Source organism: Flavobacterium humidisoli, assembly GCF_023272795.1.
GTDB lineage: Bacteria > Bacteroidota > Bacteroidia > Flavobacteriales > Flavobacteriaceae > Flavobacterium > Flavobacterium humidisoli.
Genome location: NZ_CP096829.1, coordinates 2,868,651 through 2,894,380 on the forward strand (window position 1 = coordinate 2,868,651; position 25,730 = coordinate 2,894,380).

23 protein-coding genes are annotated in these 25,730 nt (G+C 34.2%); 3 read left to right on the forward strand and 20 right to left on the reverse strand.

Annotation, left to right across the window (positions count from 1 at the left end; all coding sequences use genetic code 11):
- Window positions 1-195: 195 nt before the first annotated feature.
- Window positions 196-1,512 (reverse strand): ammonium transporter, encoded by a 1,317-nt coding sequence (locus M0M44_RS12210; protein WP_248725887.1) that lies wholly within the window; start codon window positions 1,510-1,512, stop codon window positions 196-198.
- A gap of 315 nt (window positions 1,513-1,827) precedes the next feature.
- Between M0M44_RS12210 and M0M44_RS12215 the strand changes: the two genes are divergently transcribed.
- The gene (locus M0M44_RS12215; RefSeq protein ID WP_248725888.1) at window positions 1,828-2,805 is read left to right on the forward strand and encodes a Gfo/Idh/MocA family protein; all 978 of its coding nucleotides are present in this window, start codon (window positions 1,828-1,830) and stop codon (window positions 2,803-2,805) included.
- 34 nt (window positions 2,806-2,839) lie between these two features.
- Here M0M44_RS12215 and M0M44_RS12220 read toward each other — a convergent pair whose 3' ends face one another.
- Window positions 2,840-3,538 carry a DUF1963 domain-containing protein gene (locus M0M44_RS12220; RefSeq protein WP_248725889.1) on the reverse strand — a complete coding sequence of 233 codons (699 nt, stop codon included), beginning with the start codon at window positions 3,536-3,538 and terminating at the stop codon, window positions 2,840-2,842.
- Between the two features lie 134 nt (window positions 3,539-3,672).
- Here M0M44_RS12220 and M0M44_RS12225 point away from each other — a divergent pair, with 134 nt between their 5' ends.
- Complete coding sequence (locus M0M44_RS12225) at window positions 3,673-5,208, forward strand: YifB family Mg chelatase-like AAA ATPase (RefSeq protein ID WP_248725890.1); 1,536 nt, start codon at window positions 3,673-3,675, stop codon at window positions 5,206-5,208.
- A 62-nt stretch (window positions 5,209-5,270) separates the two neighbouring features.
- Here M0M44_RS12225 and M0M44_RS12230 read toward each other — a convergent pair whose 3' ends face one another.
- The 17 genes from M0M44_RS12230 to gltB all read right to left on the reverse strand — a co-directional run bounded on the left by M0M44_RS12230 (window position 5,271) and on the right by gltB (window position 22,812).
- On the reverse strand, window positions 5,271-6,140 hold the full coding sequence (locus M0M44_RS12230) for an alpha/beta hydrolase (RefSeq protein WP_248725891.1): 870 nt from the start codon (window positions 6,138-6,140) through the stop codon (window positions 5,271-5,273).
- Window positions 6,141-6,235: 95 nt separating this feature from the next.
- Window positions 6,236-6,739 (reverse strand): SRPBCC family protein, encoded by a 504-nt coding sequence (locus M0M44_RS12235; protein WP_248725892.1) that lies wholly within the window; start codon window positions 6,737-6,739, stop codon window positions 6,236-6,238.
- Between the two features lie 47 nt (window positions 6,740-6,786).
- Window positions 6,787-7,284: an SRPBCC family protein gene (locus M0M44_RS12240; RefSeq protein WP_248725893.1), complete on the reverse strand. Its 498-nt coding sequence runs from the start codon at window positions 7,282-7,284 to the stop codon at window positions 6,787-6,789.
- Window positions 7,274-7,600 carry an ArsR/SmtB family transcription factor gene (locus M0M44_RS12245; protein ID WP_248725894.1) on the reverse strand — a complete coding sequence of 109 codons (327 nt, stop codon included), beginning with the start codon at window positions 7,598-7,600 and terminating at the stop codon, window positions 7,274-7,276. Before M0M44_RS12245 ends, M0M44_RS12240 begins: the two co-directional genes overlap by 11 nt.
- A 155-nt stretch (window positions 7,601-7,755) precedes the next feature.
- Window positions 7,756-8,943, reverse strand: a complete 1,188-nt coding sequence (locus tag M0M44_RS12250) for a hypothetical protein (RefSeq protein ID WP_248725895.1) — start codon at window positions 8,941-8,943, stop codon at window positions 7,756-7,758.
- A 224-nt stretch (window positions 8,944-9,167) separates the two neighbouring features.
- Window positions 9,168-9,533, reverse strand: a complete 366-nt coding sequence (locus M0M44_RS12255) for a hypothetical protein (RefSeq protein WP_248725896.1) — start codon at window positions 9,531-9,533, stop codon at window positions 9,168-9,170.
- Window positions 9,534-9,592: 59 nt separating this feature from the next.
- The gene (locus M0M44_RS12260; RefSeq protein ID WP_248725897.1) at window positions 9,593-10,300 is read right to left on the reverse strand and encodes a M949_RS01915 family surface polysaccharide biosynthesis protein; all 708 of its coding nucleotides are present in this window, start codon (window positions 10,298-10,300) and stop codon (window positions 9,593-9,595) included.
- Window positions 10,301-10,349: 49 nt separating this feature from the next.
- Entirely contained in the window at window positions 10,350-10,838 is a 489-nt protein-coding gene (locus M0M44_RS12265; protein WP_248725898.1) for a YegJ family protein, read from the reverse strand.
- 21 nt (window positions 10,839-10,859) lie between these two features.
- The gene (locus tag M0M44_RS12270) at window positions 10,860-11,327 is read right to left on the reverse strand and encodes a DUF1572 family protein (RefSeq protein WP_248725899.1); all 468 of its coding nucleotides are present in this window, start codon (window positions 11,325-11,327) and stop codon (window positions 10,860-10,862) included.
- 33 nt (window positions 11,328-11,360) lie between these two features.
- Window positions 11,361-11,912 carry a hypothetical protein gene (locus tag M0M44_RS12275; protein WP_248725900.1) on the reverse strand — a complete coding sequence of 184 codons (552 nt, stop codon included), beginning with the start codon at window positions 11,910-11,912 and terminating at the stop codon, window positions 11,361-11,363.
- 242 nt (window positions 11,913-12,154) lie between these two features.
- Window positions 12,155-12,520: a hypothetical protein gene (locus M0M44_RS12280; RefSeq protein WP_248725901.1), complete on the reverse strand. Its 366-nt coding sequence runs from the start codon at window positions 12,518-12,520 to the stop codon at window positions 12,155-12,157.
- Between the two features lie 270 nt (window positions 12,521-12,790).
- On the reverse strand, window positions 12,791-13,243 hold the full coding sequence (locus tag M0M44_RS12285) for a hypothetical protein (RefSeq protein ID WP_248725902.1): 453 nt from the start codon (window positions 13,241-13,243) through the stop codon (window positions 12,791-12,793).
- Window positions 13,244-13,292: 49 nt separating this feature from the next.
- Window positions 13,293-13,934, reverse strand: a complete 642-nt coding sequence (locus tag M0M44_RS12290; protein WP_248725903.1) for a hypothetical protein — start codon at window positions 13,932-13,934, stop codon at window positions 13,293-13,295.
- A 109-nt stretch (window positions 13,935-14,043) separates the two neighbouring features.
- Window positions 14,044-14,370 carry a helix-turn-helix domain-containing protein gene (locus M0M44_RS12295; protein ID WP_248725904.1) on the reverse strand — a complete coding sequence of 109 codons (327 nt, stop codon included), beginning with the start codon at window positions 14,368-14,370 and terminating at the stop codon, window positions 14,044-14,046.
- 422 nt (window positions 14,371-14,792) lie between these two features.
- The gene (gene lysA, locus M0M44_RS12300) at window positions 14,793-16,016 is read right to left on the reverse strand and encodes a diaminopimelate decarboxylase (protein ID WP_248725905.1); all 1,224 of its coding nucleotides are present in this window, start codon (window positions 16,014-16,016) and stop codon (window positions 14,793-14,795) included.
- Window positions 16,017-16,710: 694 nt separating this feature from the next.
- Window positions 16,711-18,165: a glutamate synthase subunit beta gene (locus tag M0M44_RS12305; protein ID WP_012024227.1), complete on the reverse strand. Its 1,455-nt coding sequence runs from the start codon at window positions 18,163-18,165 to the stop codon at window positions 16,711-16,713.
- Window positions 18,166-18,294: 129 nt separating this feature from the next.
- Window positions 18,295-22,812 carry a glutamate synthase large subunit gene (gene gltB, locus M0M44_RS12310; RefSeq protein ID WP_248725906.1) on the reverse strand — a complete coding sequence of 1,506 codons (4,518 nt, stop codon included), beginning with the start codon at window positions 22,810-22,812 and terminating at the stop codon, window positions 18,295-18,297.
- Between the two features lie 416 nt (window positions 22,813-23,228).
- Between gltB and sucC the strand changes: the two genes are divergently transcribed.
- On the forward strand, window positions 23,229-24,422 hold the full coding sequence (gene sucC / locus M0M44_RS12315) for an ADP-forming succinate--CoA ligase subunit beta (protein WP_248725907.1): 1,194 nt from the start codon (window positions 23,229-23,231) through the stop codon (window positions 24,420-24,422).
- A 383-nt stretch (window positions 24,423-24,805) separates the two neighbouring features.
- On the opposite strand, the gene M0M44_RS12320 is transcribed toward sucC, so the two are convergent.
- Window positions 24,806-25,603: a DUF5694 domain-containing protein gene (locus tag M0M44_RS12320; protein ID WP_248725908.1), complete on the reverse strand. Its 798-nt coding sequence runs from the start codon at window positions 25,601-25,603 to the stop codon at window positions 24,806-24,808.
- Between the last annotated feature and the right edge of the window lie 127 nt (window positions 25,604-25,730).

The following is a 25,730-nucleotide window of genomic DNA, read 5'->3' on the forward strand; positions in this document are numbered from 1 at the left end:
ATAGAGAATAGAGAATAGAGAAGGGAAAATAGATAAAAGAGATTAGAAGGGTGAGAAATCAGAAGTCTAAAATCTAAAATTTACAATCTACAATCTAAAATCATAAAAGGGGTTTAATTCAAAACAAAAAGCACTCTAAGTCAAATTTAGAGTGCTTTTTTATTTATCAAGTAATGTGAGAAAGGGAATTTAATCTTATAAGAATTCTCCGTGTTGAGAGATGTCTAATCCTAGTTCTTCTTTTTCTTCAGTAACTCTTAGAGGAGTAATTTTGTTCACGATGAAGAATAAAGCATAAGAAGCTACAAAAGCAAAGATTGAAACAATAACTAAAGCAGTCAATTGGTTGATGAATAAATTTGGAGTTCCGAAGATTAAACCTTGATTATCTCCAACTGCAGGGTTGATTGCTTTTGAAGCGAAAACACCAGTTAAAAGCATTCCTACCATACCACCAACACCATGACAAGCAAATACATCTAGCGCATCGTCGATTTTTCCTTTAGGGAATTTGCTTACTACAATGTTACTTACAATTGCAGAGAATAATCCGATAAAGATTGCGTGAGGGATGCTAACAAACCCAGCAGCAGGTGTAATGGCAACTAGACCTACAACAGCTCCGATACAAGCGCCAAGAGCAGATAATTTGTGTCCTAAAATTTTATCAAGGAAAACCCAAGCCATTGCAGCGGCAGCAGCGGCAACAGTAGTAGTTCCTAGAGCTTGAGCAGCAAGACCATTAGCTCCTAAAGCAGATCCAGCGTTGAAACCAAACCATCCGAACCAAAGTAAACCTGTTCCTAATAATACATAAGTAATTCTAGCAGGATTAACTTTTTGAACTTTTCTTTTTCCTAAGAACATAGCTCCAGCCAATGCAGCCCATCCAGCACTCATGTGTACTACAGTTCCTCCAGCGAAGTCAAGAACTCCCATCTTGAAGAAAACTCCGTCAGGATGCCATGTCATGTGAGCAAGTGGAGCATATATCAATAATATGAATAAAACCATGAATAGCAAATAAGCCCAGAAACGTACACGTTCTGCAAAAGCACCTGTAATTAACGCAGGAGTGATAATGGCGAATTTTGCCTGAAATAATGCGAATAATATAAATGGAATTGTTGGTGCAAGGCTCCAGGCCGTATTAGTTCCAACTCCTGCAAAGAACAAATTCTCAGATGGGTTTCCGATAATTCCTCCAATTGTTGGTCCAAAAGCCAATCCAAAAGCAACAACGGTCCATAGGATAGTAACAATTACCATTGCCATAAAACTTTGAAGCATAGTGCTAATTACGTTTTTCTTACCTACCATACCTCCGTAGAAAAATCCTAATCCAGGTGTCATTAACAATACAAAAGCAGTTGCAACGATCATCCAAGCAGTATCTCCAGTATCAAATTTTACAGCTTCTGCAGGAATTGGGTTGTCTGCAATAATAAAATTTGAAATAAAGGTTAGTACCAAAATCGTGATAAGAATCACACTTAAAATAATTTTTCGCATAGTTATTTAGTTTTAAATTTTTTATAAAAGTATAAAATGATTTGATACCCCCTAAAAAAATAGGGTTGTATGTTTTATTTTTGTTGAATTTAAAATTTAACCCCTTTCATTTTGCGTGAATTTCTTAAAACAAACTTAAAATTTACAATTTGGCAACATTTTTTTTTCACTTACCACCATTTTTGATAATTTTTGGGGTAATTGATTGCTATTTTTTGTAGGATAATAGATATTTGTTGTGTAAAAAACGTCTGTTCTGTTTTGGAACGGATATTTTTTAATCTTTTTAACAATTTTGATGATTATAATATAAGGATGGGAAACAGAAGTATTAAATGGGGAATAGTAGGATTAGGAAATATTGCAAGCCAATTTGCATCAGATTTAGTATTGATTGAAAATGCTGAGCTAACGGCAGTTGCTTCAAGAGATTTAGCTAAAGCGGAGGAATTTGGAGGGAGATTTAATGCTTTAAGAATGTACAATTCTTATGATTTACTTTTTGAAGATTCAGAAGTTGAAATCGTATACATTGCAACTCCTCATAATTCACACGTCGAATTGTCTATCAAAGCTTTAGAAAGTGGAAAAGATGTGCTTTGCGAAAAACCAATGGCTTTGTCTTATGAAGATGCTAGAAGAGTGATAGAAGCATCTAAAAAAAACAATAGATTTTTTATGGAAGCTTTTTGGACAAGATTTATTCCTTCTGTTCAAGATGTTCTTCAGAAAATTAGGAACGGAATAATAGGAGATGTAAATTATATAAAAGCCGATTTTGCCTTTCATGGAAGTGAAACCGAAAACAAAAGACTTTTTGATAAAGAATTAGGTGGTGGAGCTTTATTTGATATAGGTGTTTATCCTTTATTTCTGTCTTATATACTGTTAGGATATCCAAAAGAGATTGCCGCTAAAGCCATCAAACATAAAAATGATATTGATCTACAGACTTCGATGATTTTGCAATATGAATCGGCTCAATCGGTTTTGCATGCTTCGATAGTTTCTGAATCTGATATGAAAGCTATTATATCTGGAACAAAAGGACGAATAGAATTAAATGCTCCATGGTTTATTGCCGATAGCTATTCTCTATTTATAAATGAAGAAAAAGAAGCGACATTTACCTTACCAGCTTTAGGAAAAGGATATTCTCATGAAATTATGGAATGTCAAAATTGTATTTTAAATAATCAAATTGAAAGTAAACTTTGGTCACATCAGAATTGTTTGGATTTGAGTAGAATTGTGGAGGAAATTAAAAATCAAATTGGATTAAGTTTTGCTTAATCCGATTTCCGTATAATTATATTTCATTAAAAATTTAATAGAAGTCAATATAATACATCCATTCTGCGGTTTTCTTATTTTTTGCTAAATATATATTACCACTGTCTACAATATTCAAATTAGCTTTTTCATCAGAAGATATTTGGAAAACATATTCATAATCATCTCCAAAATATATTCCTGATTGACAATAGGTAGCATATCCCCCAACTTTATGACAGTAATTGTTTTCAATTATATCGTAGTAAGAATCTATAACTCCTTCTTCTTCAAGTTGAAGTATTTTATCTGATATATCCTCTGGAATTTCGGGATCTTCCCAAAGTGGATAATCTTCTTCTATTAATTTATTTGATAATGGAAAAGGTTTAATGTGAGAACTTTCATTTTTTAAATCTTTAACTACAATTTTGTTTGTGTCTTTGTATTCACGTAAAACCCAATTATTTCCATTAGAAGTCAAATCCATTGGTAAGTCTTTGGAAATAAAAACAGTAATCAATTTTGTTTCTTTTAAGATCTCTGGAATAAAAGGCAAATTATCAAAACACAATTGAAATAAAGGTAACATTTGTTCCCCTTTACTGTCTAATGGAATTTCTTCATTTTGATTGTACAAATAAACTCTTCCAATCCAACTTTCAGAAATAGAATTAGTGGGTTTAAAACCACCAGACTTGAATCCAGTTGCTTTTTTTACAAGTTGGCTTTTTATTTTTTCTATTTCATCCATTTTTTAAACTAATCTATAGATTTTTAAATAAAACTACACAATTTTATCAATTCATAAAAGTAATAAAATATTTACAAAATAATTCTGTTTTATTCAGCTAATAAAGTATTTTTACTTTTTATAAGAATTTATTTATGTTAGTAAAAGTTTACGGAAGTGCCGTTTTTGGAGTTGAAGCCACAACGATTACAGTTGAGGTTCATATGGATAAAGGAATTGGTTATCATTTAGTTGGACTTCCGGATAATGCTATAAAAGAAAGCAGTTTTAGAATTGCGGCCGCTTTAAAGAATAACGGATTTAGTTTTCCAGGGAAAAAAATTACAGTCAATATGGCGCCTGCCGACCTGAGAAAAGAAGGTTCTTCATATGATTTGACATTGGCAATGGGAATTTTGGTTGGTTCAGATCAGATAAAAGCTCCAGAAATTGAACGTTACATTATAATGGGAGAGCTTTCTCTTGACGGAAGTTTACAACCCATTCGCGGAGCTTTGCCAATTGCAATCAAAGCCAAAGAAGAGGGCTATAAAGGATTTTTTCTCCCGATTCAGAATGTAAAAGAAGCGGCTATCGTTTCGGGTTTAGATGTTTACGGAGTTGAAAATTTAAAAGAGATCATCGATTTTTTTGCTGGAAAAGGAACTCTAGAACCAACAGTTATCGATACAAGAGCGGAATTTTATAAAACTCTTGATTTTCCTGAACATGATTTTTCGGATGTCCGCGGACAAGAAAGCATCAAACGCTGTATGGAAATCGCAGCAGCGGGCGGACATAACATAATTTTGATTGGTCCACCGGGAGCAGGAAAAACGATGCTGGCCAAACGTGTTCCGAGTATTTTACCGCCAATGACTTTGCGTGAAGCTTTAGAAACTACCAAAATTCATAGCGTTGCAGGAAAATTAAAAGAAGTTGGACTGATGAATCAGAGGCCCTTTAGAAGTCCGCATCATACTATTTCTAATGTTGCTTTGGTTGGAGGAGGAAGTTACCCTCAGCCAGGAGAAATTTCGATGGCGCACAACGGTGTTTTGTTTTTAGATGAATTGCCAGAATTTAAACGTGATGTTTTAGAAGTAATGCGCCAGCCGTTAGAAGATCGCGAAGTGACAATTTCACGTGCCAAATTTACTATAACATATCCTTCGTCTTTTATGCTGGTGGCCAGTATGAATCCGAGTCCAAGCGGATTTTTTAATGATCCAAGTATGCCGAATACTTCTTCGCCACATGAAATGCAACGTTATATGAGTAAAATTTCCGGACCATTATTAGACCGAATTGATATTCATATAGAAGTTACTCCAGTTCCGTTTGATAAATTATCAGATGAGCGAAAAGCAGAAGGCAGTGTAGAAATTCGTAAACGAGTTACAGCAGCGAGGGAAATTCAAACGAAACGATTTGAAACGGTAGAAAATGTTCATTACAATGCTCAAATGAGCAGTAAGTTAATTAGAGAATACTGCGTTTTAGACGAAGCTTCAAAAGAATTGCTAAAAACTGCCATGGAAAGGCTCAATCTTTCTGCCAGAGCTTATGACAGAATTTTGAAAGTTTCGAGAACCATCGCCGATCTAGATCATTCAGAAAATATTATTTCGTCTCATATTGCTGAGGCAATTCAATATAGAAGTTTGGATAGAGAAGGGTGGCTAGGATAAATTGTTGAATGTGAAATGTAAAATGCTAAAGTCCTCATTTAACATTTCACAATTAGCAAAATCTATTTGTTGTTTTTTGGGTTGAAAAACTTGAAAGAATTAAAAACGGCTGTATGCAGAATCGATCCATGATTTTCTTCGGGGAAATAATCGAAATAGGTTTTTACGTTTTTACCTTTAGATTCTTTTAGTTTTTCTGCCAATAAATTGGCATCAACTTCCATAACATGAGGAATTGCTGTTGGAGCTAATCCTTCTTTGCCGACCGCAATATAAATATCTGTTTGCTGATTGAAATTTTCTTTCAGCATTTCAGAATCCAAATCAAGCAGAGAGCCATTATTCCACCATAAACTCGGACTTACAATAACGTATTTGTTAAAAAGAGTTGGCTTTTTAAGCAGGATTTCAGTTCCTAATAAACCGCCAAGAGATTGCCCTATAATGGTTTTAGAATCATTTGTTTTGTACTTTTTTTCAATAAAAGGCTGTAATTCTTTTTCGATAAAAGCAATAAACTGATCGGAATGGCCTGTTGTTGGAAAACGTGTTTTATCTTTTTCGATAGTAGTAGGAAAGGTGAAGTCTCTTTTTCTGTCCACAGTTGCAATGCCTACCACAATTGATTTCGGAACCTGATTGATCCATTCAAAACTATTAAACTGCACTAATCCAGAAATATGGATAAAATCTTCATCGGCCGATCCGTCAAGTAAATAAATTACGGGATATTTTGTGGCTTCATCTGTATTATATCCCTCAGGTAGATAAATATTTAGAATTCTTTTTTCGTTTAATTCTTTCGATTGAATTTCATCGATAACCCCCAACACAAAGGGCTTTGAAGTTTCTATAGTTTTCGTTTTATTCTTTTGGCTGAATATTAAAGTAGAAGAAAAAAGTAAAAAGGCCAGAGCAAAAAATTTGTTCATTGATATTAAAGTAAAAATGTTATGTAAAACGAAATTACAATTTTAATATCAGTAAATTCTTCTTTTGTTTTGACCTTTTGTATGTAATTGGATAATTATTTTGCTTTCTCAGCAAAAATAGCATCCAAGCCTTCCATTGCAATGGTGAAACCTTCTTTGAAGCCCATTTGGATAATCATTTCCAAATCAGATAATTTTTCATGTTTAATTACAACATCAACAAAAGTCGAATTGTCTTTTTCGGAGAAAGTCACATCCCAGTCAGAACGCGGAAACTCTTTGTTTAAATTTCCTTCGCTGTCGCTAAAAGCATCTAGCCATTTTACATTTGTTTTTGGATGTATCGAAGTATAATCTGCAATAGCCCAATGTTCTTCACCTTCTGGTCCAAGCATAGCATACAATCTTCGTCCGCCTTCTTCAAATTTCATGCTTTTAGTTTTGGATTTCCACGGAGCTGGCGCCCACCATAAATCTAAAATTTGAGCTTCTGTCCAAGCAGACCAAACTTGTGGCAAGGACGCATTAAATTCGCGTTTTACATTGACAGTATTATTTTCCTTATCAACAGTAAAATTCATTAAAAGATTTGATTTCATTTTCTTTAGATTTTTAATTCGTTAATAATAATTCGGTTGAAATGGGTTTATTTTTCCGCTAAGATTTTGTCCAAACCTTCCATAGCTGATGTAAATCCTTGTTTGAATCCCATTTCGATTATTTTTTCCAGTTCTTCAAAACTGTCTCGCGTAATTACGATATCTACAATAGTAGAATCTCCCTGTTCTGTGAATGAAACGTCCCAGAAAGAACTTCCAAAAGCAGAATTTGGATTTCCTTCAGCATCGCAAAAAGTAGACGTGTACTTAAAATTTGTTTTAGGAGAAATCGAAGTATAATCAAAAGTGCTCCATCCTTGCACGCCTTCAGGCCCAACCATCGCATACAATCTTCTCCCGCCTTCTTTAAACTCCATACTTTTTGTTTCAGATTTCAACGGAGCTGGCGCCCACCATAAATCTAGAATTGCAGCTTCTGTCCAGGCAGACCAAACATTTGACAATGGCGCATTGAATTCGCGTTTTACATTCACCCTTTTATTTTCCTTGTCTACAGAAAAATTCATTAATAAATCAGTTTTCATTTTCTTTAGATTTTAAGTTAATTAATACTTGATCCAGTTGACTAAAACGCTGTTCCCAAATTGCCTTAAATTGCTCTAGCCATTGATCGACTTCTTTCATTTTATCAATTTTGAGCTGATAATAAATTTCCCTTCCTATTTTTTTTTCTTCTAGTAAATCACATTCATTCAGTATTTTAATGTGTTTAGAAATCGCCTGTCTAGTAGTTTCAAACTGTTCCGCAATGGCATTTGGCGTCAATGCACTCGAAGAAATCAAAACTAATATGGCTCTTCTTGTCGGATCGGCAATAGCCTGAAAAATATCTCTTTTCATTTCTTTTGAATATAAATTAGCAACCAATCAGTTGCAAATATACGCAACTTTTCGGTTGCGCAACATGAAAAAGAAGATTTTTTTAAAGAAAAAATTTAAAACAAAAAAAAGGCACATCAAAAATGCGCCTTTTTCTCTATAATCGTGTTACACAATTACCTTCTGAATTTATTTTTTACAATAATGTCTTTCAACTTAGCTTTCAGGTCTTCACCCGTGTCATAAACCATTTGCTCGTTGTTTGGGAACGCAACGGCACGTTTGTCAAAATATCCCAGATAGTTATCATCGCAGGCATTTCTGTTTCCTTTATAAGTCGAATACACATTTTCGAAAACATATTCGCTGCTTATCGGGAATGTCTGAACAAGCTGATTGCTTTTCAAATCTACATAATCCACTTTTGCGGTTACCAGACAAGACTTAAATTGTCTAAATTCATAAACCGTTGCGCGAAGTGTTTTATAATTATCCACTTTAATCTCTTTGCCTAAACTATCCTTTACAGGTCTTCCGCGGTTGTCCAAAAGTGTTTTTACACCATCTTTGACTTGTCTTTCTTTTATGAATTCTTTCTCTTTAATCTGTTCTGGAGAAATTGCAATCTGTCTAAAACTAAGAATCAAACTATAATCGTAAGACACATTTTTTTGTCTTGTACTATGATAAACCGTCCATTTATCATTCAATCCGTAGGTTTTAAAATCCAATAAATCTTCCTGAAGCATTTTCGGAATCACCATTTCGGTTTCATTTTTGGCGTAAACATCTACAAAGTCAGTTCCTTTAAACTGAGCATCGTCCATTAATTTTTTAGTGTTTTTGTAGCCTGGATTAATGCTTTCCAAATATGCGAAATCATCGTAAGCTTTTCTAAAATCCAATTTATTATTCGATTTCAAAAGGGCAGAAGCATTTTCATACAGATATTTTGAAAGTGCATTTTTACTGTTTACAATCTCATTCGAATAATTATCAAACGGAAAATTAGCATTTCTTCCCAGCTTCAATAAAGGCAGAGGCAAAATAGGTCTGATTTTTTCCTGACGATTATTAAGCTGTACGTAAGTATTATAAATGCGTTCAGCATTGGCCGGATTATTTTCTTTGTTCAGCATTTCTAGATTACGCAAATCACGGTCTTTTGCCTTTGCAAAGGCTTCTTCGAGTAGGTACACGTAATCTTGTTTTCCTTTAGAATCTTTTTTGGTGCGAAGCGCTTCAACCGCGCGATCAATTGCACCGTCATAATTTCCGTCGCTAAGCATTGATTGCGTTGTTTTTACCCCGCACGAAGAGAAAGCTAAAAACAATATAGAAAACAGTAAAGTAATTTTTTGCATAGTGTGTTTTTTGAAGGTGTAAATATATTTCATTTAATTTTCAACAACTATGCCTTTTTTTAGATTTTTTTAAGGAGCAGAAAGTATATGTTTCCATAAGAACGTTTGGTCCCGCTTTCGCCTTTATCTCTCCATCCCGATATTCATCGGGATTGCGAGGATATCGGCTCTATCGGGGCTAGAATAGAACTTTTTGTTTTCATAAATTCCTTTCTACAATGCGTTTAATCGGTTATTTTTTTATACTCAAAAGTACCAACTTCAAGATTTGTTATGACACGTTTCTGACTGTCAAAAGAATTTATAGTAAACTCAATAGGCAGAATAACAGAAATAATTGTCAAATGAGAATTGTCTTTAGATAGTTTCCATTTTGCTTTATGTGATTCTTCGCCAACCAGACTTTCAAAATCACCATTTTCTTTAAAAACCTGAAAAACCTGATCTGTTTTAAAATGTTTTTCAATACTTTTTTCTTTTCCGTTTTTAGTCCATTTCACCAATTGCCATTTTCCAATAAGTTCTTTAGAAGTTTGCGCTGATGCAGATAAACCAATTAAAAACACAAATGCTAAGATTAATTTTTTCATTTTAAGTAGATTAGAATTGAAAAATAAATTTAGTGATTTTCTGAATTGTATAAAATCTTTTAATTGTCCCAATTTTCAATCAAATTATTTTTCCATAACTTTTGGGCAAATTCTTTAAAGACTTTTGGACCTTTTTTAAAATTTTCATCCATTTTGTATTCACCGCCAATAAATTGTTTTTCGCCATTATCATCAATTCCCACAGCTACTTTACTTTCTCCGCGCATGGCATATTTTGTGCTTCCTTCATACATAATAATTTTCATGTCACACGGACTCACGTCGCCGTGGCAGGTTGTTTTGTACATTAACCATATTTCAGCGATTCCGTTATTGTTTAAATCAGTGACTTGAAAAGTATTTTTAACAAACGAAGCCACAATATCGACTGGGCAGTCTGCAATAAAATCGTAAACTCTCCAAGTTTGTTTGGCTTGATTTCCAGAAATGATATAGTGATAAGCAAATAGTTCAGCATCAGAACCATCTGTTTCGTGTACAAACTTTTTGTTGATGTGGTAGCCTGTCTCAGTAGTAATAACAATATTATCGCCTAATTTATCTGTCCAACGAACGGCATTTTTTACATAACCTTCATATTTTATTGATTTAGGAAATTGAGTCGAGTCGATTTTTTCAACAGTTAAGACAAAAGGTTCTTCTGTTGATTTCTCCGTTGAACCAGAAGTTTTAATATCCTCTTTTTTATCTGATTTGCAATTTGAAAAGAGAACGATAGATAATAATAGGATTGTAATTTTTTTCATGAAAGGAGCATATAATTTAAAGTTGAGTTATTTTTTAATCGAAAAGATATTAATCTATCAGCATTCCACTTTCTTCATCAAATGCTTTTCGTTCTTCTTCACTCATTCGATCTCTTAAAACTCGAATGGTATAACCACCATACAGCTTTCCATTTATAAGATACATCCAGTCACTAATTTTAGAAGTTTCAATATCGATTTTGTCTCCTGCTTTATATTCTGTAATGTACTCAGGATCACTGTTTAAAATTCCCGAATAATTTCCGTCTTTATATTTAATTTCTCCAATCCACATATGTTCTATGTCTTTTGAATTAGAAAACTTAACTTTTAAAGAATGGCTATCGGCATTAACATTAGACAATCCTTTATTGAATTCATCTAGTGTTTCATTTGCTTCTAAAATTGCAGCATTCATTTTCGGATCTTCACTTTCTACGTTGTAAATTGTTGGTTCGCCTTCTCTTTCTATTTTATTAGAATCTTTGCAACTTGCTAAACAAAAAAGAATTGTTACTATTAAAATAAAGCTTCTCATTATTATTTTACTATTTAATTTTTAGTTTGTTATTTGTTTTTTAATCAAGACAATTTGGCCTAAATGATAATAGCTATGCTCAATCATAGCTTCGATATTTCTTTTGTAGGTTCCGTATTTGGCATCTACAAAAACTTCATCAAGTTTTTCGTCGGGCATTTTTTCTATCGATGAAGCAAACTCTTCGGCATCATTCCAGAATTTAATTAGAAAACCTTCCCATTGTTCCTGCGAATGAATGGGAGGAAAGTCAAAGCTAAACTGGTCTTTAATGTCCAGCGTTCCCCCTTTAAAAACCTGATTGATTCCGTTGATGTAGTAATGAATATGCTGCGCCAGAACCGCAATTGTATTTAAGTTCTGAATGGGGCTAAAGGCAATTTTCCAATCCAGATTTTCAAGCTGATCTTTAAAATTGGTGTTTGCAATCCAAGTTCCATTTAAAATGACTTCTCTAAAACGATTTGCAATTTCGGTTGTACTTTTCATATTCATAATAATTTAAAAGTTAAATTACTCCATTTATTCCTGCTGGATCCACTCGTATTTTCCGTTTTTAAGATAAATGACACCGCCACCGCAGCTTTCTTCGGCATGGATGAAGATTCCGTCATTTGGAAGTTTTATTTTGTCTTCTTCTGCCACTTGTTCTTCTCCAATAATCTCACCGTCTTCATTTACGTTATCAAAATAAACTTCATTTTTTGGTGCTTTTTCAAAAATGCCAGCCCAGTCAATTTCGTCAAAACCTCTTTGTAAAATATCATTTCCAAAACCTAGATAATCAGTTCTTTTTCCGTTTCCGAAAGTTATTTTCAAACCGCTTTTATCATTGTTAGTACTTCTGAAAATTTCTACCGTTTCGTCTAAATTATCTCCATCAAGATCGCATAAAAGTTTGTTGGTTTTATGTTTAGTCGAAAGAACTATCGTATCTGTTTTTTGTGTTTTGGATTCTTTTTTTTCAGTTATTTCCAAAGAATCTTTTGGAGTAATTTTAGTCGTTTCGGTTTTGGTTTCTTTTTTACAAGAAATAGTAAGCACTGATAAGAGGAGTAGAGTTTTAATTTTCATATTAATTTATTTTGGCTTGGAAATTTAAAATGCTAATATAAAAAATTACGTACGAAAATGTATAGTTTTACGAGTTATTGAATTTTATCCTTACTTATCATTTATGAATTGCCTCCAGCTTTAGCTGGGGGTGAAGTATATTGAAAAAAAAAGGGCTTTAGCCAAAATTGATTCATTTGACTAAAGCCTTTTTGCGACTTTTTGTACACCTTAACTAAAGCTGGAGTCAGCTGAAAATATATTTATTTAGATTTCCTAGTCTTCACCTGATACACAATCTCCCAAAAAATAATAGAAAGAACTGCATTAGCAAAAATAGCCGTTTTAATCTGATACGGATCGTAATTTACAAGCAGATGCAGATTGGTAAATTGTAAAGCCAGAAACATTGCTAAAGCAGCAATCCCGACAGCGCAAAGTACATTAAGCAAAGGTTTCCATTTTAGGGCTGTAAAAGCATAGATAAGATTCAGGATACCAAAGCCAATTCCTAAAGTTACAAAACCATCACCTTTAAATTTCTCATTTAATTCAAGTAAAAAATGCGTAGAAGTAAGGTATAAAAAGAAAAGAATTGAATAAATCAGGATGCGTACTTGTGGTTTCATTTTTTTTGTAATTTTTATTTTTAAAATTGTAAGATTTTTTCGTTTATTTGTGTGTAAGAAAATAAAAGCTTTAAAAAAGATAAAATTATGGATAAATTAATTAATGATTTTCAGTTTGGGTTATTTATTTGGCAATTTTTAAATATTGCATTTTGTATCTTTTTACTTTATCTGGTGTATTTGTTGTTCAAGTTTTTGCGAAAAAATGTGTAATCATTGTTAAAGATATATTTCAAAAAATCCCGTTTCGATAAATGAAACGGGATTTTTTTATTCTAAAAGTGCTTCCACTTTAGTTTCAGACTTTTCTTTTAGCGGACTGTCTGCTTGCAAACTCCAAATAATTAGAAATTTTCCTTTGGCCAGATATTCTTCTGGGCGTTCAGCGGTTGGCTCGCCCGCTTTTCCCCAAAGCAAACCTTGCAGGAAGCGGTCGCCTTTAAAAACGTGTTCAAATTCAAAATACATAATAGAACCTCGGTCTGCTTTGCTTTTAAAACTCTGAATGGCTTTATTTTTTACAGTTCCAACAATATTAGCATACGTTTCAATATCATTATAAAAAGTACAGGCCTGAGGGGTAATGCAAATATTTCCGTCGCTTGCCATATAACCTCCTTTTGGAATTTCTTTTGGTTTTAGTTTTAAGTCAGCAATGGTTTGGCTGAAAGAATTTGTTGCAAATAACAGGAATAGTGTTGAGAGGGTAATTGTAATTTTCATTGATTTGGGGATTGAAATTAGTATGAAAAGAGCGAGAAGGCTCTTGTAGTTATTCATCATCTTTTAGATATCGGCTGTCAAAATAAATTTTGTATTCCATGGTGTTTTTTTCTTTATAAAGTTCTCCTGTTTTTTTGTCTTTCATTTCAACAAAAAAATCTTCACTTAAAAAATCGACACAGCCATAAATATGTTTGCGATCAGATTTGTTATTAGGTAGTTTATTAAGAACAAGTTTAGAAGTTCTTGTGTTCACTAATATTTCGCTTTTTGCATCTTCTTGATCTCTACTTGTAAAATAAGATGGATATCCCCAAAACTTACGCAATTTTACTTGGGCAGTTTTATTTGGATATACTTTTGCAACAAAACCATATACCTGAAATCTACTGCCAAAACCACCTTTAATTATTAATGTATCCTTGATGTAATAATGATTACAACTGAAATCTTTCCTTGTAAAGTTATTTTTTAAATGGTCGTAATAAACAGTATCTTCTACCATATTTTTCCCTCGATATACAGTTTCGTATATTGAATCATTTGTATATCGTGTTCGATCGCTGGTAGTATTTATATTCTCCAGGCTAAGTGCCTTTATTTTAGGGTCTAAAATTATATTAATCCTTTTTTGGGAATAAGTAAAGCTTGAAGATAATGCAAAAAATAGTACAAGTAAGTTTAATTTCATTAGTTAAAATTTGAGGTAGAGGAAGTTTTAATCGTTTGTTTTTTGATTTACAAAAAAAGCACAAAATCATAAGATATTTGTGCTTTTATAAAATTTTATTGTTGAGAAATTATTTTCCTTTTAGTAATTTTTCTAAATATTCCACTTTATCTTTTTCAGCCTGAACCAAACGTTCGTAAAGTTCTACAACTTTATCAAGTGAATTGAAATTGCAAATATTATTATGTCCAAAATTGCTGTTTGAAACGGAATCATTAAATGTATTAAAATAATTAAATACATTTTCTTCAGAAAAACTTTCAATTGCTTCTACTGTAACCCCTAGCGCTTCTGCAATTTTCGTAAGTTTTGTTTCGTCGATAGTTTCGCTTCCTTCAATACCAGAAATCGCCTGTTGATTTGTGCCAATTGCCTGCGCAAGTGCTTCCTGCTTCATACTTGCGAAGATTTCTCCTTCGTCGAAATGACAAACTTGTTGATTACTTTGGGGGTATTTTTAAACTGAAAAGATAAAAGAAGTACTTTGTGGAGTTTCTTGCGAAGATTTCTTCTTCGTCGAAATGACAAACTTGGTGATTACTTTGGGTGTATTTTTAAACTGAAAAGACAAAAAGAAGTACTTTGTGGAGTTACTTGCTAAGATTTCTCTCCCGAAGCCTCGGGATCGAAATGACAAACTTGGTGATTACTTTGGGTGTATTTTTAAACTGAAATGACAAAAATGAGGGATAGCTTCGACTTCGCTCAGCCTGACAAAGCGCAGCAGATAATCTAAAATCTGAACTCTAAAATCTACAATAAAAAAAATCCCGCCTCAATTAAGAAACGGGACTTCTAGATATTCTCTTTTTTTTTATTTTAAACTGTTGCTGCAACTTCTTCTGGCAACGGAATTTGGTTTTTAAGTAAATCTTCAAAAGTTTCCGCTTGGCGAATCAAGATTCCTTTTCCGTCTTTCCAAAGAACTTCGGCTGGTTTGTATCTTGAATTGTAGTTCGAAGACATTGAGAAACAGTATGCTCCAGCATTTCTGAAAGATAAAATGTCACCTTCAGTAATTTCCTGAATTCTACGGTTGTTTGCAAAAGTATCTGTTTCGCAAATGTATCCTACAACAGAGTAAAAACGCTCTTTTCCTTTTGGGTTTGAGATGTTTTCAATATGGTGTGAAGATCCGTATAACATTGGGCGAATTAAGTGGTTGAAACCACTGTCAACTCCAGCAAAAACGGTTGATGTTGTTTGTTTTACTACGTTTACTTTTACTAAGAAATGACCTGCTTCGCTCACCAAGAATTTTCCTGGTTCGAAAATCAACGTTAAATCTCTTCCATATTCAGCACAGAAAGCATTGAATCTTTTAGATAATTTTTTACCTAATTCTTCAATATCGGTCTCGATATCGTCTTTTTTGTAAGGAACTTTGAATCCGCTTCCGAAATCTAAGAATTGTAAATCTTTGAAATTTTTTGCGGTATCAAATAGGATTTCAGCAGCATACAAGAATACTTCGATATCTAAAATATCAGATCCTGTGTGCATGTGAATACCTACAATGCTCATTTTTGTGTTTTCGACAATTCGCAATATATGCGGAATCTGGTGAACAGAAATTCCGAATTTACTATCGATATGTCCAACAGAAATATTAGCATTTCCACCCGCCATTACGTGCGGATTGATACGAATACATACTGGAATATGTGGATGTTTTGTTCCGAATTGCTCTAAAATAGATAAGTTGTCAATATTGATTTGTACACCCATTGCAGCAACTTCTTCAATTTCTTCTAGAGAAACGCCGTTTGGTGTAAAGAAAATTCTTTCGGGTTCATAGCCAGCATGAAGTCCTAACTGAACTTCCTGAATCGATACAGTATCTAATCCAGACCCCATGTTCTTTAATAACTGAAGAATCGCAATGTTAGACAATGCCTTCATGGCATAATTAACTCTTAAGTTTTCTACCTTAGAGAAAGCTTTAGTTAACCTGTTGTACTGAGATTGGATTTTTTCGGCATCGTAAACATACAATGGACTTCCAAATTGGTCTGCTAACTGCAGTAAATCTTTTGCTTGCATTTTTCAAATTATTTTGAGCAAAGTTATTACACTTTTGATTACCAGCAAATAAATTGCAGAAAAATAACAAAATATAACAAATTGTTTTATTTTAAACAAAAAGTTGTTGTTTTTGAGATTTTGTAACTCTTTTTAAGATGCTAAGGTTCTGAGTTGCTAAGATACTAAGTTTTTTTACGATGAATTTAGGAATTAACTATTTCTTAAATGTGGTTGAAATTTTTTTTTAGCCACAGATTAAAATGATTTGCACAGATTATTTTCTTAGCCACGACCCGAGCGATAGCGAACTGGCGAAGCAATCATACAAATTTTTACAAATTTTTTATTTTCTCAACATCTTCTATTTCAAATATAGCCCGTGGTTTCAACCACGGGAACGCAATATATAACAACGCCCAATCCGTAACGTTACCCGTGGTTGAAACCACGGGCTATGTTTTTTACATATTGCGAAAAATCTAAAATCAAAAAATCGTGAAAATTTGTATGATTGCTTCGCCAGTTCGCTATCGCTCGGGTTGTGGCTGAAAAAAAACCTTTTTAATCTATGAAATCTGTGGCTAAAAAAAACAAAACCCCTGAATGTAAATTCAAGGGTTTGTTAGTAGTTATGTTGTTTATCGGAAAAGATTAATAAAATGCAAGGAAAAAGTTTAGAACCTTAGCATCTTAGTACCTCAGAACCTTAAGATTATAAGCTCGGTAAATCTCCTTTTCCTTTAGTAGGCAAGTTTGTAGATCCCATAAGGAATAAATCTACTTCTCTTGCAGCTTCGCGACCTTCTGAAATAGCCCACACGATTAATGATTGTCCTCTTCTCATATCACCAGCAGTGAAAATGTGAGGTACGTTTGTCTGATAGTTATGCGCTTTGTAGTTGCTTCTCATATCAGTTTCGATTCCTAACTGCTCGCTTAACGTTTTCTCTGGACCTGTAAATCCAAGAGCCAATAAAGCCAAATCGCAAGGCCAGATTTTTTCTGAACCTTCTTTTTCGATTAATTCAGGTCTTTGTCCTGGAGTCATTTTCCATTGTACTTCAACCGTTTTTAATCCAGTTAATTCGCCTTTATCGTTAGAAATGAATTCTTTCGTATTGATTAGCCAGTTTCTGTCGCAACCTTCTTCGTGAGAAGAAGATGTTTTTAACTGCAACGGCCAGAAAGGCCAAGGAGTTGACTCGCTTCTTCCAACTGGAGGTTTTGGTAAAATCTCAAAGTTAGTTACCGATTTTGCTCCGTGTCTGTTTGAAGTTCCAATACAGTCAGAACCTGTATCTCCACCACCAATAACGATTACATCTTTTCCAGTAGCTTTAACCTGATCTGGAATAGATTCTCCGTATAAAACTTTTGTCTGTTGCGTTAAGAAATCCATCGCCTGAACAACGCCTTTGCTTTCGATTCCTTTAGTTGGCAAGCTTCTTCTTTCTGTTGCTCCTCCGCATAAAACGATAGAATCGAATTGGTTTAATTCTTCAACACTGAAGTTTACACCAACATTTACGTTAGTTTTGAAAGTGATTCCTTCTGCTTCTAAAATTGCTACACGACGGTCGATGATTCCTTTTTCTAATTTGAAATTTGGAATTCCGTAACGTAGTAAACCTCCAATTGCATTGTCTCTTTCAAAAACAGTAACGGTGTGACCCGCTCTGTTTAATTGCTGTGCTGCTGCAAGACCCGCAGGTCCAGAACCAATAACAGCAACCGTTTTACCAGTTCTAGTTTTTGGCGCTTGTGGTTTAATCCATCCTTCAGCGAAACCTCTTTCTACGATGCTTTTTTCGATGTTTTCGATAGAAACTGGATCTTTGATGATTCCTAATACACATGATTTCTCACATGGAGCAGGGCATAAACGTCCTGTAAATTCTGGAAAGTTATTAGTCGATTGTAAAATCTCTAATGCACTCTGCCATTCTTCCTGATGCACCATGTCGTTGAAGTCAGGAATTAAATTTCCTAACGGACAACCACTGTGGCAAAAAGGAATTCCACAGTCCATACATCTTGATCCTTGTTCTTTTAATTTATCTTTTGGTACCGGAATAGTAAATTCGTTGTAGTTAGAAACACGTTCTGCTACTGCTAAATTACTTTCGTCGGCTCTGTTATATTCTTTAAATCCGCCTATTTTACCCATGACATTTTTAATTAAAATAAAGTTTTAAAAATTCCAATCTTTTTAAATTCCAAATTCCAATCCTTCGACTCCGCTAAGGAAGACAAAGTGAATCAAATCTAAAATCTAAAGTCTGAATTCTAAAATCATTTATCCAGCTATTAATTCTTCTATTTTTTTCTCTTCTGCAATTCTTTGTAATGCTTTTTTGTAATCAGTTGGCATTACTTTTACGAAGTGCTGTTGTTGATTTTCCCAGTCTGCTAAAATTCTTTTTGCTAATGGACTGCTTGTGTACAATGAATGATTTTTGATCAGTTTTCTTAGTTTCGTAACGTCCTCTTCTTCCATCGGGTCGAATGCCACCATTTCCATGTTGCAAACTGTAGAATCGAATTTCTTATTTGGATCGTAAACATAAGCTACACCACCGCTCATACCAGCAGCGAAGTTTCTTCCTGTTTTTCCTAAAACTACTACTGTACCACCAGTCATGTACTCGCATCCGTGATCTCCAATTCCTTCAACAACTGCTGTTGCTCCAGAATTTCTCACACAGAAACGCTCTCCGGCCATTCCATTAATATAAGCCTCTCCGGTAATAGCTCCGTAAAGGGCAACGTTTCCGATAATGATATTGTCTTCAGGGTTGAAGGTTGCAGTAGGAGGTACTTTTACAATTAATTTTCCTCCAGAAAGACCTTTTCCTAAGTAATCATTACAGTTTCCGTGAATTTTAAACGACAATCCGTTTGTTGCAAAAGCACCAAAACTTTGTCCGGCAGAACCTTCAAAATCAACTAAAATAGTGTCATCAGGTAATCCTTGTGCTCCGTAGATTTTTGAGATTTCGTTACTCAAAATTGCACCTACAGAACGGTCTGTATTTTTAATTTTAAAGGTTACTCTTGTTTTCTCTTTTCTATAGATGGACGGAATCGCTTCTTTGATGATGTCAAAATCCAATACATTTTCAAGTTGGTGATCTTGAGTAGTTGTATTATGATTTGGTTCTGTTTTCGCTTTTTCCGGTTTGTATAGAATTGATGACAAGTCTAAACCATTTGCTTTATAATGTTTGATGGCTTTGTTCACATTTAATTTCTGTGACTGACCTACCATTTCTTTTAAAGTTCTGAAACCTAACTGCGCCATGATTTCTCTTAACTCTTCAGCAATGAAATACATGAAGTTGATTACGTGCTCTGGAGTTCCTTTGAAATTTTTTCTTAATTCAGGATCCTGAGTGGCAATACCAACTGGGCAAGTATTTAAGTGGCAAGCTCTCATCATGATACATCCAGAAGCTACAAGCGGAGCCGTTGCAAAACCAAATTCTTCAGCACCTAATAAAGCTGCGATAGCAACGTCACGACCTGTTTTCAACTGTCCGTCACATTCTAAAACTACACGACTTCTTAAATCGTTTAAGATTAAAGTCTGCTGAGCTTCAGCTAAACCAAGTTCCCACGGAATACCTGTGTGCTGTAAAGAGGTTAATGGTGCAGCTCCTGTTCCTCCGTCGTAACCAGAAATTAGGATAACGTCAGCTTTTGCTTTGGCAACACCGGCAGCGATGGTTCCAACTCCAACTTCAGAAACTAATTTTACGTTAATACGAGCTTCACGGTTTGCATTTTTCAAATCGTAAATCAACTGCGATAAATCCTCAATTGAGTAAATATCGTGGTGAGGAGGAGGCGAAATCAAACCTACATAAGGCGTAGAGTTTCTAGTTTCAGCAATCCAAGGCACTACTTTTTCTCCAGGTAACTGTCCACCTTCACCAGGTTTTGCTCCCTGAGCCATTTTAATCTGGATTTCTTTAGCGTTGGTCAAATAGTTGATCGAAACACCAAAACGTCCTGAAGCAACCTGTTTAATTGCAGAGTTTCTAGAATCTCCGTTAATTTCTTTCTGGAAACGTTTTGGATCTTCTCCACCTTCTCCAGAATTACTTTTTCCTCCAATTCTGTTCATTGCAATCGCTAAATTCTCATGCGCTTCTCTACTGATAGATCCGTAAGACATAGCACCTGTTTTGAATTTCTTAACGATTTCTGTCCAAGGTTCTACTTCGTCAATAGAAATTGGATCTAAATTGTTGAATTCAAATAATCCTCTAATAGTCATTAAGTTTGAACTTTGCTCATTAACGGCATTAGAGTATTCTTTATAGCTTTCTGGGCTGTTTAAGCGAACCGCTTGCTGTAATTTAGAAATAGTCGTTGGATTAAACATGTGTTTTTCACCGCCACGTCTCCATCTGTAAATGCCTCCAATTTCAAGAGAAAGCAAACTAGCAACTTTTGAATTTGGGAAAGCTTTTTGGAAACGTTTTTTAACCTCTTTTTCCACTTCCATTAAACCGATTCCTTCAATTCTTGATGGAGTGTAAGGGAAGTATTTAGATGTAAATGTTTTGTTTAAACCTAAAATCTCGAAAATCTGAGCAGCTCTGTACGAATGTAAAGTAGAGATACCGATTTTGTTCATGATTTTCACGATTCCTTTTGCAATCGCTTTGTTATAATTCACAACTGCATAATCAGCTTTTACTTTTGTAATGAAACCTTTTTCAACCTGATCGTGAATGATTTCGTTTACCATGTAAGGATTGATTGCACTTGCACCATATCCGAACAATAAAGCAAAATGATGAGGTTCTCTTGGTTCTGCAGATTCAATGATGATTCCGAATTTAGAACGAACCTGTAAAATGTTTAATGAATGATGAATGTAAGAACAAGCCAATAACATTGGGATTGGAGCTAATTCTTCGCTAACGCCTCTATCAGATAAGATAATAATGTTGCATCCTTCATTAACTGCTTTAAAAGTTGCCTGAACACATTTCTCAAGCGCACGCTCTAAACCGTTTACTCCTTTTTCTATTTTGTATAAAGTAGAAATAGTAGCCGATTTGAAATCTGGGTGATCTATATTTCTAATTTTATCCAAATCCTCGTTAGAAACAACTGGATTTTGGATTTTTAATTTTTTACATTGTTTAGATTCAATTTCGAAAATATTGAAATCTCCACCAATCGCTAAACTAATATCAGTGATGATTTCTTCACGAATACCATCCAACGGCGGGTTAGTAACCTGAGCAAACAATTGTTTGAAGTAATTGTACAACAACTGAGGCTGATCTGATAAAACGGCCAAAGGTGTATCGTTCCCCATAGAACTAATTGCTTCAGCTCCGTCGCTACCCATTGGGTTGATGATTGTTTTTAAATCTTCAATTGTATAACCAAACAAACGCTGTCTTGTTAAGAAGTCTAATTTTTCAACAGGAGTAGGGTTGTTTGTATAAGGAACGCTAGCCAATGGCAATAAGTTTTCATCAACCCATTGTTTGTATGGACGTTTTGTAACAATCGCTTTTTTAACTTCTTCGTCTTCGATGATACGTCCTTCATTCATATCAACTAGGAACATTTTTCCTGGCTCTAAACGTCCGTGCTGAATTACATCTTCTGGATCGATGTCTAATACGCCAATTTCAGATGACATAATTACGAATCCGCTCTTCGTTAAAGTATAACGAGAAGGACGCAATCCGTTTCTGTCTAGTAAAGCACCAATTACGTTACCATCTGTAAACGGAATAGAAGCAGGACCATCCCAAGGCTCCATGATACAAGCATTGTACTCATAGAAAGCTCTTTTTTCTGGAGACATCGTCTGGTGTTTTTCCCAAGCTTCAGGAACCACCATCATCATTGCCTCTGGAAGAGAACGGCCAGTCATTAATAAAAGTTCAATCACCATATCCATAGAAGCAGAATCTGATTTTCCTTCTAAGATAATTGGGAATAATTTTTTGATATCATCGCCAAAAACTTTGCTTTGCATAAGCTCTTCACGAGCACGCATACGGCTTACGTTTCCACGAAGTGTATTGATCTCACCATTATGACACATGTATCTAAATGGCTGAGCTAGGTCCCAAGATGGGAATGTATTGGTAGAGAAACGCTGGTGTACAAGTGCAAGACGAGTCACCAAGTCTGGATCTTTCAAATCTATATAATAACGGCTGATGTCTTCCGGCATCAATAGACCTTTATATATTATAGTAGTTGTCGATAAACTAGTAAAATAAAACATGTGGCTTTCTGAGGTTTTTGATCCTCTTACCGCATGTTCAGCAATTTTTCTAGCTGCAAAAAGTTTTGCATTAAATTCTTGTTCAGTTAACTCTTGTCCGTTTTTAGAAACGAAAACTTGTTTAACTGTTGGTTCTTTTTCTGCAGCAATTTCACCTAGATTTTCAACGTCAACGGGTACATCTCTCCAACCTAGAACTTTTAAGTTTTGGTCTTTGATTGTTGCTTCAAATGCATTAATGCAAAAAGAAACTTGGTTTTTGCTTTTTGGTAAAAAAACCATTCCTACTGCATACTCACGCGCTTCTGGGATTTCAAAGTCACAAACTTTCTTAAAAAAATCATGAGGAATGTCGAATAAAATTCCGGCTCCGTCACCAGTTCTTCCATCAGAACTAACGGCACCACGATGTTCTAATTTAATTAAGATGTCTAATGCTTTGTGAATAATATCATTTGACTTAATACCATTCAAATTACAAATAAATCCTGCACCACAATTGTCGTGTTCAAATTCAGGCAGATAAAGCCCTTGTTCTTTAACTCTCATTCTTGATATTTTTTTTACAAAAATAAAGATTTCGTTAAACATAATGTATTGAAATAGTGATTTTGCTTTCATTTTTGCTGTAATATTAGAAAAAGCATTCTTAATTATTAATATTATGATATAAAGCATCCCGAATTGCTAAAAATATAATTACACTTAAAATATATTAGGAAAAATCGTCGGCAGGCCAATAAAACCAATGAATTTTTTGTTAAATATCAAACGTTTTATGTGAATTGTGTTAACATTAACAAATTGTTCCGTTAACGATTTGTTTGCTTTGAAAAATTATCAACGCCTAATACCTATATATAACATTTATTTAATTGAAAAAGATTTTACTATTAAGTTGTATTTTGTTACTTTTGTCGCACTTTTATTCTGAAATAAATTCAGAACCAGACAAATTCTATATTATGAACATACACGAATATCAAGGAAAAGAAATTTTAGCGAGTTACGGAGTACGCGTACAACGCGGAATTGTGGCTAACAATGCGGTTGAAGCTGTAGCTGCTGCAAAACAATTAACTGCCGAAACTGGTACAGGATGGCATGTAATAAAAGCGCAAATTCACGCAGGTGGTCGTGGAAAAGGTGGTGGAGTTAAGCTGGCAAAAAACTTACAACAAGTTGAAGAGTTAGCAGAACAAATCATCGGAATGCAGTTGATTACACCTCAGACTCCGCCTGAAGGTAAAAAAGTAAATAAGGTATTAGTTGCAGAAGATGTTTACTATCCAGGTGAAAGCGAAACTTCTGAATTTTATGTTTCTGTTTTATTGAATAGAGGTACAGGACGCAACATGATCATGTATTCTACTGAAGGTGGAATGGATATCGAAGAAGTTGCTGAGCACACACCACACTTAATCTTTACTGAAGAAATTGATCCAGCTGTTGGATTACAAGGTTTCCAAGCTAGAAGAATTGCTTTTAACTTAGGTCTTTCTGGAAATGCTTTCAAAGAAATGGTTAAATTCATCGACGCACTTTACAATGCTTACATTGGATCTGATGCTTCTATGTTTGAAATCAACCCAGTTTTAAAAACTTCTGATAACAAAATCTTAGCGGTTGATGCTAAAGTTAACATCGACGATAACGCTTTATACAGACAACCGAAATATGCTGAAATGAGAGATATCCGTGAGGAGAATCCAATCGAAGTTGAAGCTAAAGAAGTTGGTCTAAACTATGTTGACCTTGATGGTACTGTAGGATGTATGGTAAACGGAGCTGGTCTTGCAATGGCAACTATGGATTTAATTAAATACGCTGGTTTTGAGCCTGCTAACTTCCTTGACGTAGGAGGAACTGCTGATGCTAAGCGTGTTGAAACTGCTTTCAGAATTATCTTGAAAGATCCAAACGTAAAAGCTATCTTAATTAACATCTTTGGAGGTATCGTTCGTTGTGACCGTGTTGCTCAAGGTGTTGTTGATGCTTACAAAAACATGGGAGACGCTATCAATGTGCCAATTATCGTTCGTTTGCAAGGAACAAATGCTGAAATTGCAAAAGAATTAATTGACAACTCTGGTATGCCAATCTTATCTGCAGTTCAATTCCAAGAAGCTGCTGACCAAGTTAAAGCTGCACTTTCTTAATTAAATAAGAAATCAATTTATATAGAAAAATCCCTTCGATATTCGGAGGGATTTTTTTTGGAGTTTATTTAACCGCAAAGTACGCAAAGTTTTTTGTCAAGGATTGTCAATACAAACGCAAAATTCGCAAAGCTAAATCAATAAATTTTACGGATTTTATTTCAATATAGCCCGTGGTTTCAACCACGGGGACACAATACATGTCACACAATAAATATCTGGGCATTCCCGCGGTTGAAACCGCGGGCTCTGTTTGAAAATTAGATTTGTAATTTAAAAACGTTTTGTAAATACAAAATTCGCAAAGCTTATTTGAATATAACTTTGCGAACTTTGCGTATCCCGATAGCTATCGGGATTGCATGATTAGCGGTTAAAATGTATTATTTCAATACCGTCGCCAAATCTATAATTTCAAATTCTGGATCATGTGTTATAAATTCTCTAATTATAGCAGCATGACCTGCGCCGACTAAAACCATTATTTTGTTATCTGTGCTTTCAGTGAGTTTCTGAATTAAAGAATACATATATAAATTTCTTTTGTACCAATTTGAAACTAAAGACGCTCCTGTAAAATCATCTGGATTTCCAGCTCTATTTGCTACATCCAAATACCATTGGATGTTTTTATTTTCGGTTTCTTTTTTATTGTAATGTAGCATGAGTTCTTGTAATGAGCTTTTTGTTATTCTTTCATTATGATCTTTTTCATTTCTTTTTTTCCACTCATTATTTCTTTTCAATAAATCCTGTTGGTTTGCTTTTTCCATTGACATCAGTAAACTGTCATATGGAAAAGAAGTATAGAGATTCATTCCATATAATTTTTTATGATTCAGCTTTTTAGCTGTGCGAAGTGCTAGTTGTGTTATTTCGTTTTTGTTAGTTTTAAAAAGACTGTCGGTATTTTTATTGTACAACTTATCCAAATCAGCTTGTTTGTTAAATTCCCATTCGACAAATATTTTATCTGGACCAAATTTTTTGATTTTGTCACTCATTATTTCGAGTTCCTTTTGGCTCTTCTCAGACATGATATTGAAGCTGTTTAGTTTAGCAACATCAAGACCAGGATTGGCGTAATGAAAAGTACCAACCAATAATATCTGTTTTTTCTTAGTTTGAGAAGAAGCGATGTTAAATGTAATAAGAGCTAATAATAGAATGATTTTTTGCATGATTTTTCGTTTTTAAATTCATGACAAATGTATTGCGTCTTTTGACCTCTGTTTTTTGTTTTTGATGAACGTAGGATTTCATTTTATAAACACATGGAATTTCTGAGGTAATAATTTCGTGTAACGT

Excerpts from the sequence above, each read along its gene's own strand:
- M0M44_RS12210 (WP_248725887.1), bottom strand. The coding sequence starts at position 1,512 with ATGCGAAAAATTATTTTAAGTGTGATTCTTATCACGATTTTGGTACTA.
- M0M44_RS12215 (WP_248725888.1), top strand. The coding sequence starts at position 1,828 with ATGGGAAACAGAAGTATTAAATGGGGAATAGTAGGATTAGGAAATATT.
- M0M44_RS12220 (WP_248725889.1), bottom strand. The coding sequence starts at position 3,538 with ATGGATGAAATAGAAAAAATAAAAAGCCAACTTGTAAAAAAAGCAACT.
- M0M44_RS12225 (WP_248725890.1), top strand. The coding sequence starts at position 3,673 with ATGTTAGTAAAAGTTTACGGAAGTGCCGTTTTTGGAGTTGAAGCCACA.
- M0M44_RS12230 (WP_248725891.1), bottom strand. The coding sequence starts at position 6,140 with ATGAACAAATTTTTTGCTCTGGCCTTTTTACTTTTTTCTTCTACTTTA.
- M0M44_RS12235 (WP_248725892.1), bottom strand. The coding sequence starts at position 6,739 with ATGAAATCAAATCTTTTAATGAATTTTACTGTTGATAAGGAAAATAAT.
- M0M44_RS12240 (WP_248725893.1), bottom strand. The coding sequence starts at position 7,284 with ATGAAAACTGATTTATTAATGAATTTTTCTGTAGACAAGGAAAATAAA.
- M0M44_RS12245 (WP_248725894.1), bottom strand. The coding sequence starts at position 7,600 with ATGAAAAGAGATATTTTTCAGGCTATTGCCGATCCGACAAGAAGAGCC.
- M0M44_RS12250 (WP_248725895.1), bottom strand. The coding sequence starts at position 8,943 with ATGCAAAAAATTACTTTACTGTTTTCTATATTGTTTTTAGCTTTCTCT.
- M0M44_RS12255 (WP_248725896.1), bottom strand. The coding sequence starts at position 9,533 with ATGAAAAAATTAATCTTAGCATTTGTGTTTTTAATTGGTTTATCTGCA.
- M0M44_RS12260 (WP_248725897.1), bottom strand. The coding sequence starts at position 10,300 with ATGAAAAAAATTACAATCCTATTATTATCTATCGTTCTCTTTTCAAAT.
- M0M44_RS12265 (WP_248725898.1), bottom strand. The coding sequence starts at position 10,838 with ATGAGAAGCTTTATTTTAATAGTAACAATTCTTTTTTGTTTAGCAAGT.
- M0M44_RS12270 (WP_248725899.1), bottom strand. The coding sequence starts at position 11,327 with ATGAAAAGTACAACCGAAATTGCAAATCGTTTTAGAGAAGTCATTTTA.
- M0M44_RS12275 (WP_248725900.1), bottom strand. The coding sequence starts at position 11,912 with ATGAAAATTAAAACTCTACTCCTCTTATCAGTGCTTACTATTTCTTGT.
- M0M44_RS12280 (WP_248725901.1), bottom strand. The coding sequence starts at position 12,520 with ATGAAACCACAAGTACGCATCCTGATTTATTCAATTCTTTTCTTTTTA.
- M0M44_RS12285 (WP_248725902.1), bottom strand. The coding sequence starts at position 13,243 with ATGAAAATTACAATTACCCTCTCAACACTATTCCTGTTATTTGCAACA.
- M0M44_RS12290 (WP_248725903.1), bottom strand. The coding sequence starts at position 13,934 with ATGAAATTAAACTTACTTGTACTATTTTTTGCATTATCTTCAAGCTTT.
- M0M44_RS12295 (WP_248725904.1), bottom strand. The coding sequence starts at position 14,370 with ATGAAGCAGGAAGCACTTGCGCAGGCAATTGGCACAAATCAACAGGCG.
- lysA (WP_248725905.1), bottom strand. The coding sequence starts at position 16,016 with ATGCAAGCAAAAGATTTACTGCAGTTAGCAGACCAATTTGGAAGTCCA.
- M0M44_RS12305 (WP_012024227.1), bottom strand. The coding sequence starts at position 18,165 with ATGGGTAAAATAGGCGGATTTAAAGAATATAACAGAGCCGACGAAAGT.
- gltB (WP_248725906.1), bottom strand. The coding sequence starts at position 22,812 with ATGAGAGTTAAAGAACAAGGGCTTTATCTGCCTGAATTTGAACACGAC.
- sucC (WP_248725907.1), top strand. The coding sequence starts at position 23,229 with ATGAACATACACGAATATCAAGGAAAAGAAATTTTAGCGAGTTACGGA.
- M0M44_RS12320 (WP_248725908.1), bottom strand. The coding sequence starts at position 25,603 with ATGCAAAAAATCATTCTATTATTAGCTCTTATTACATTTAACATCGCT.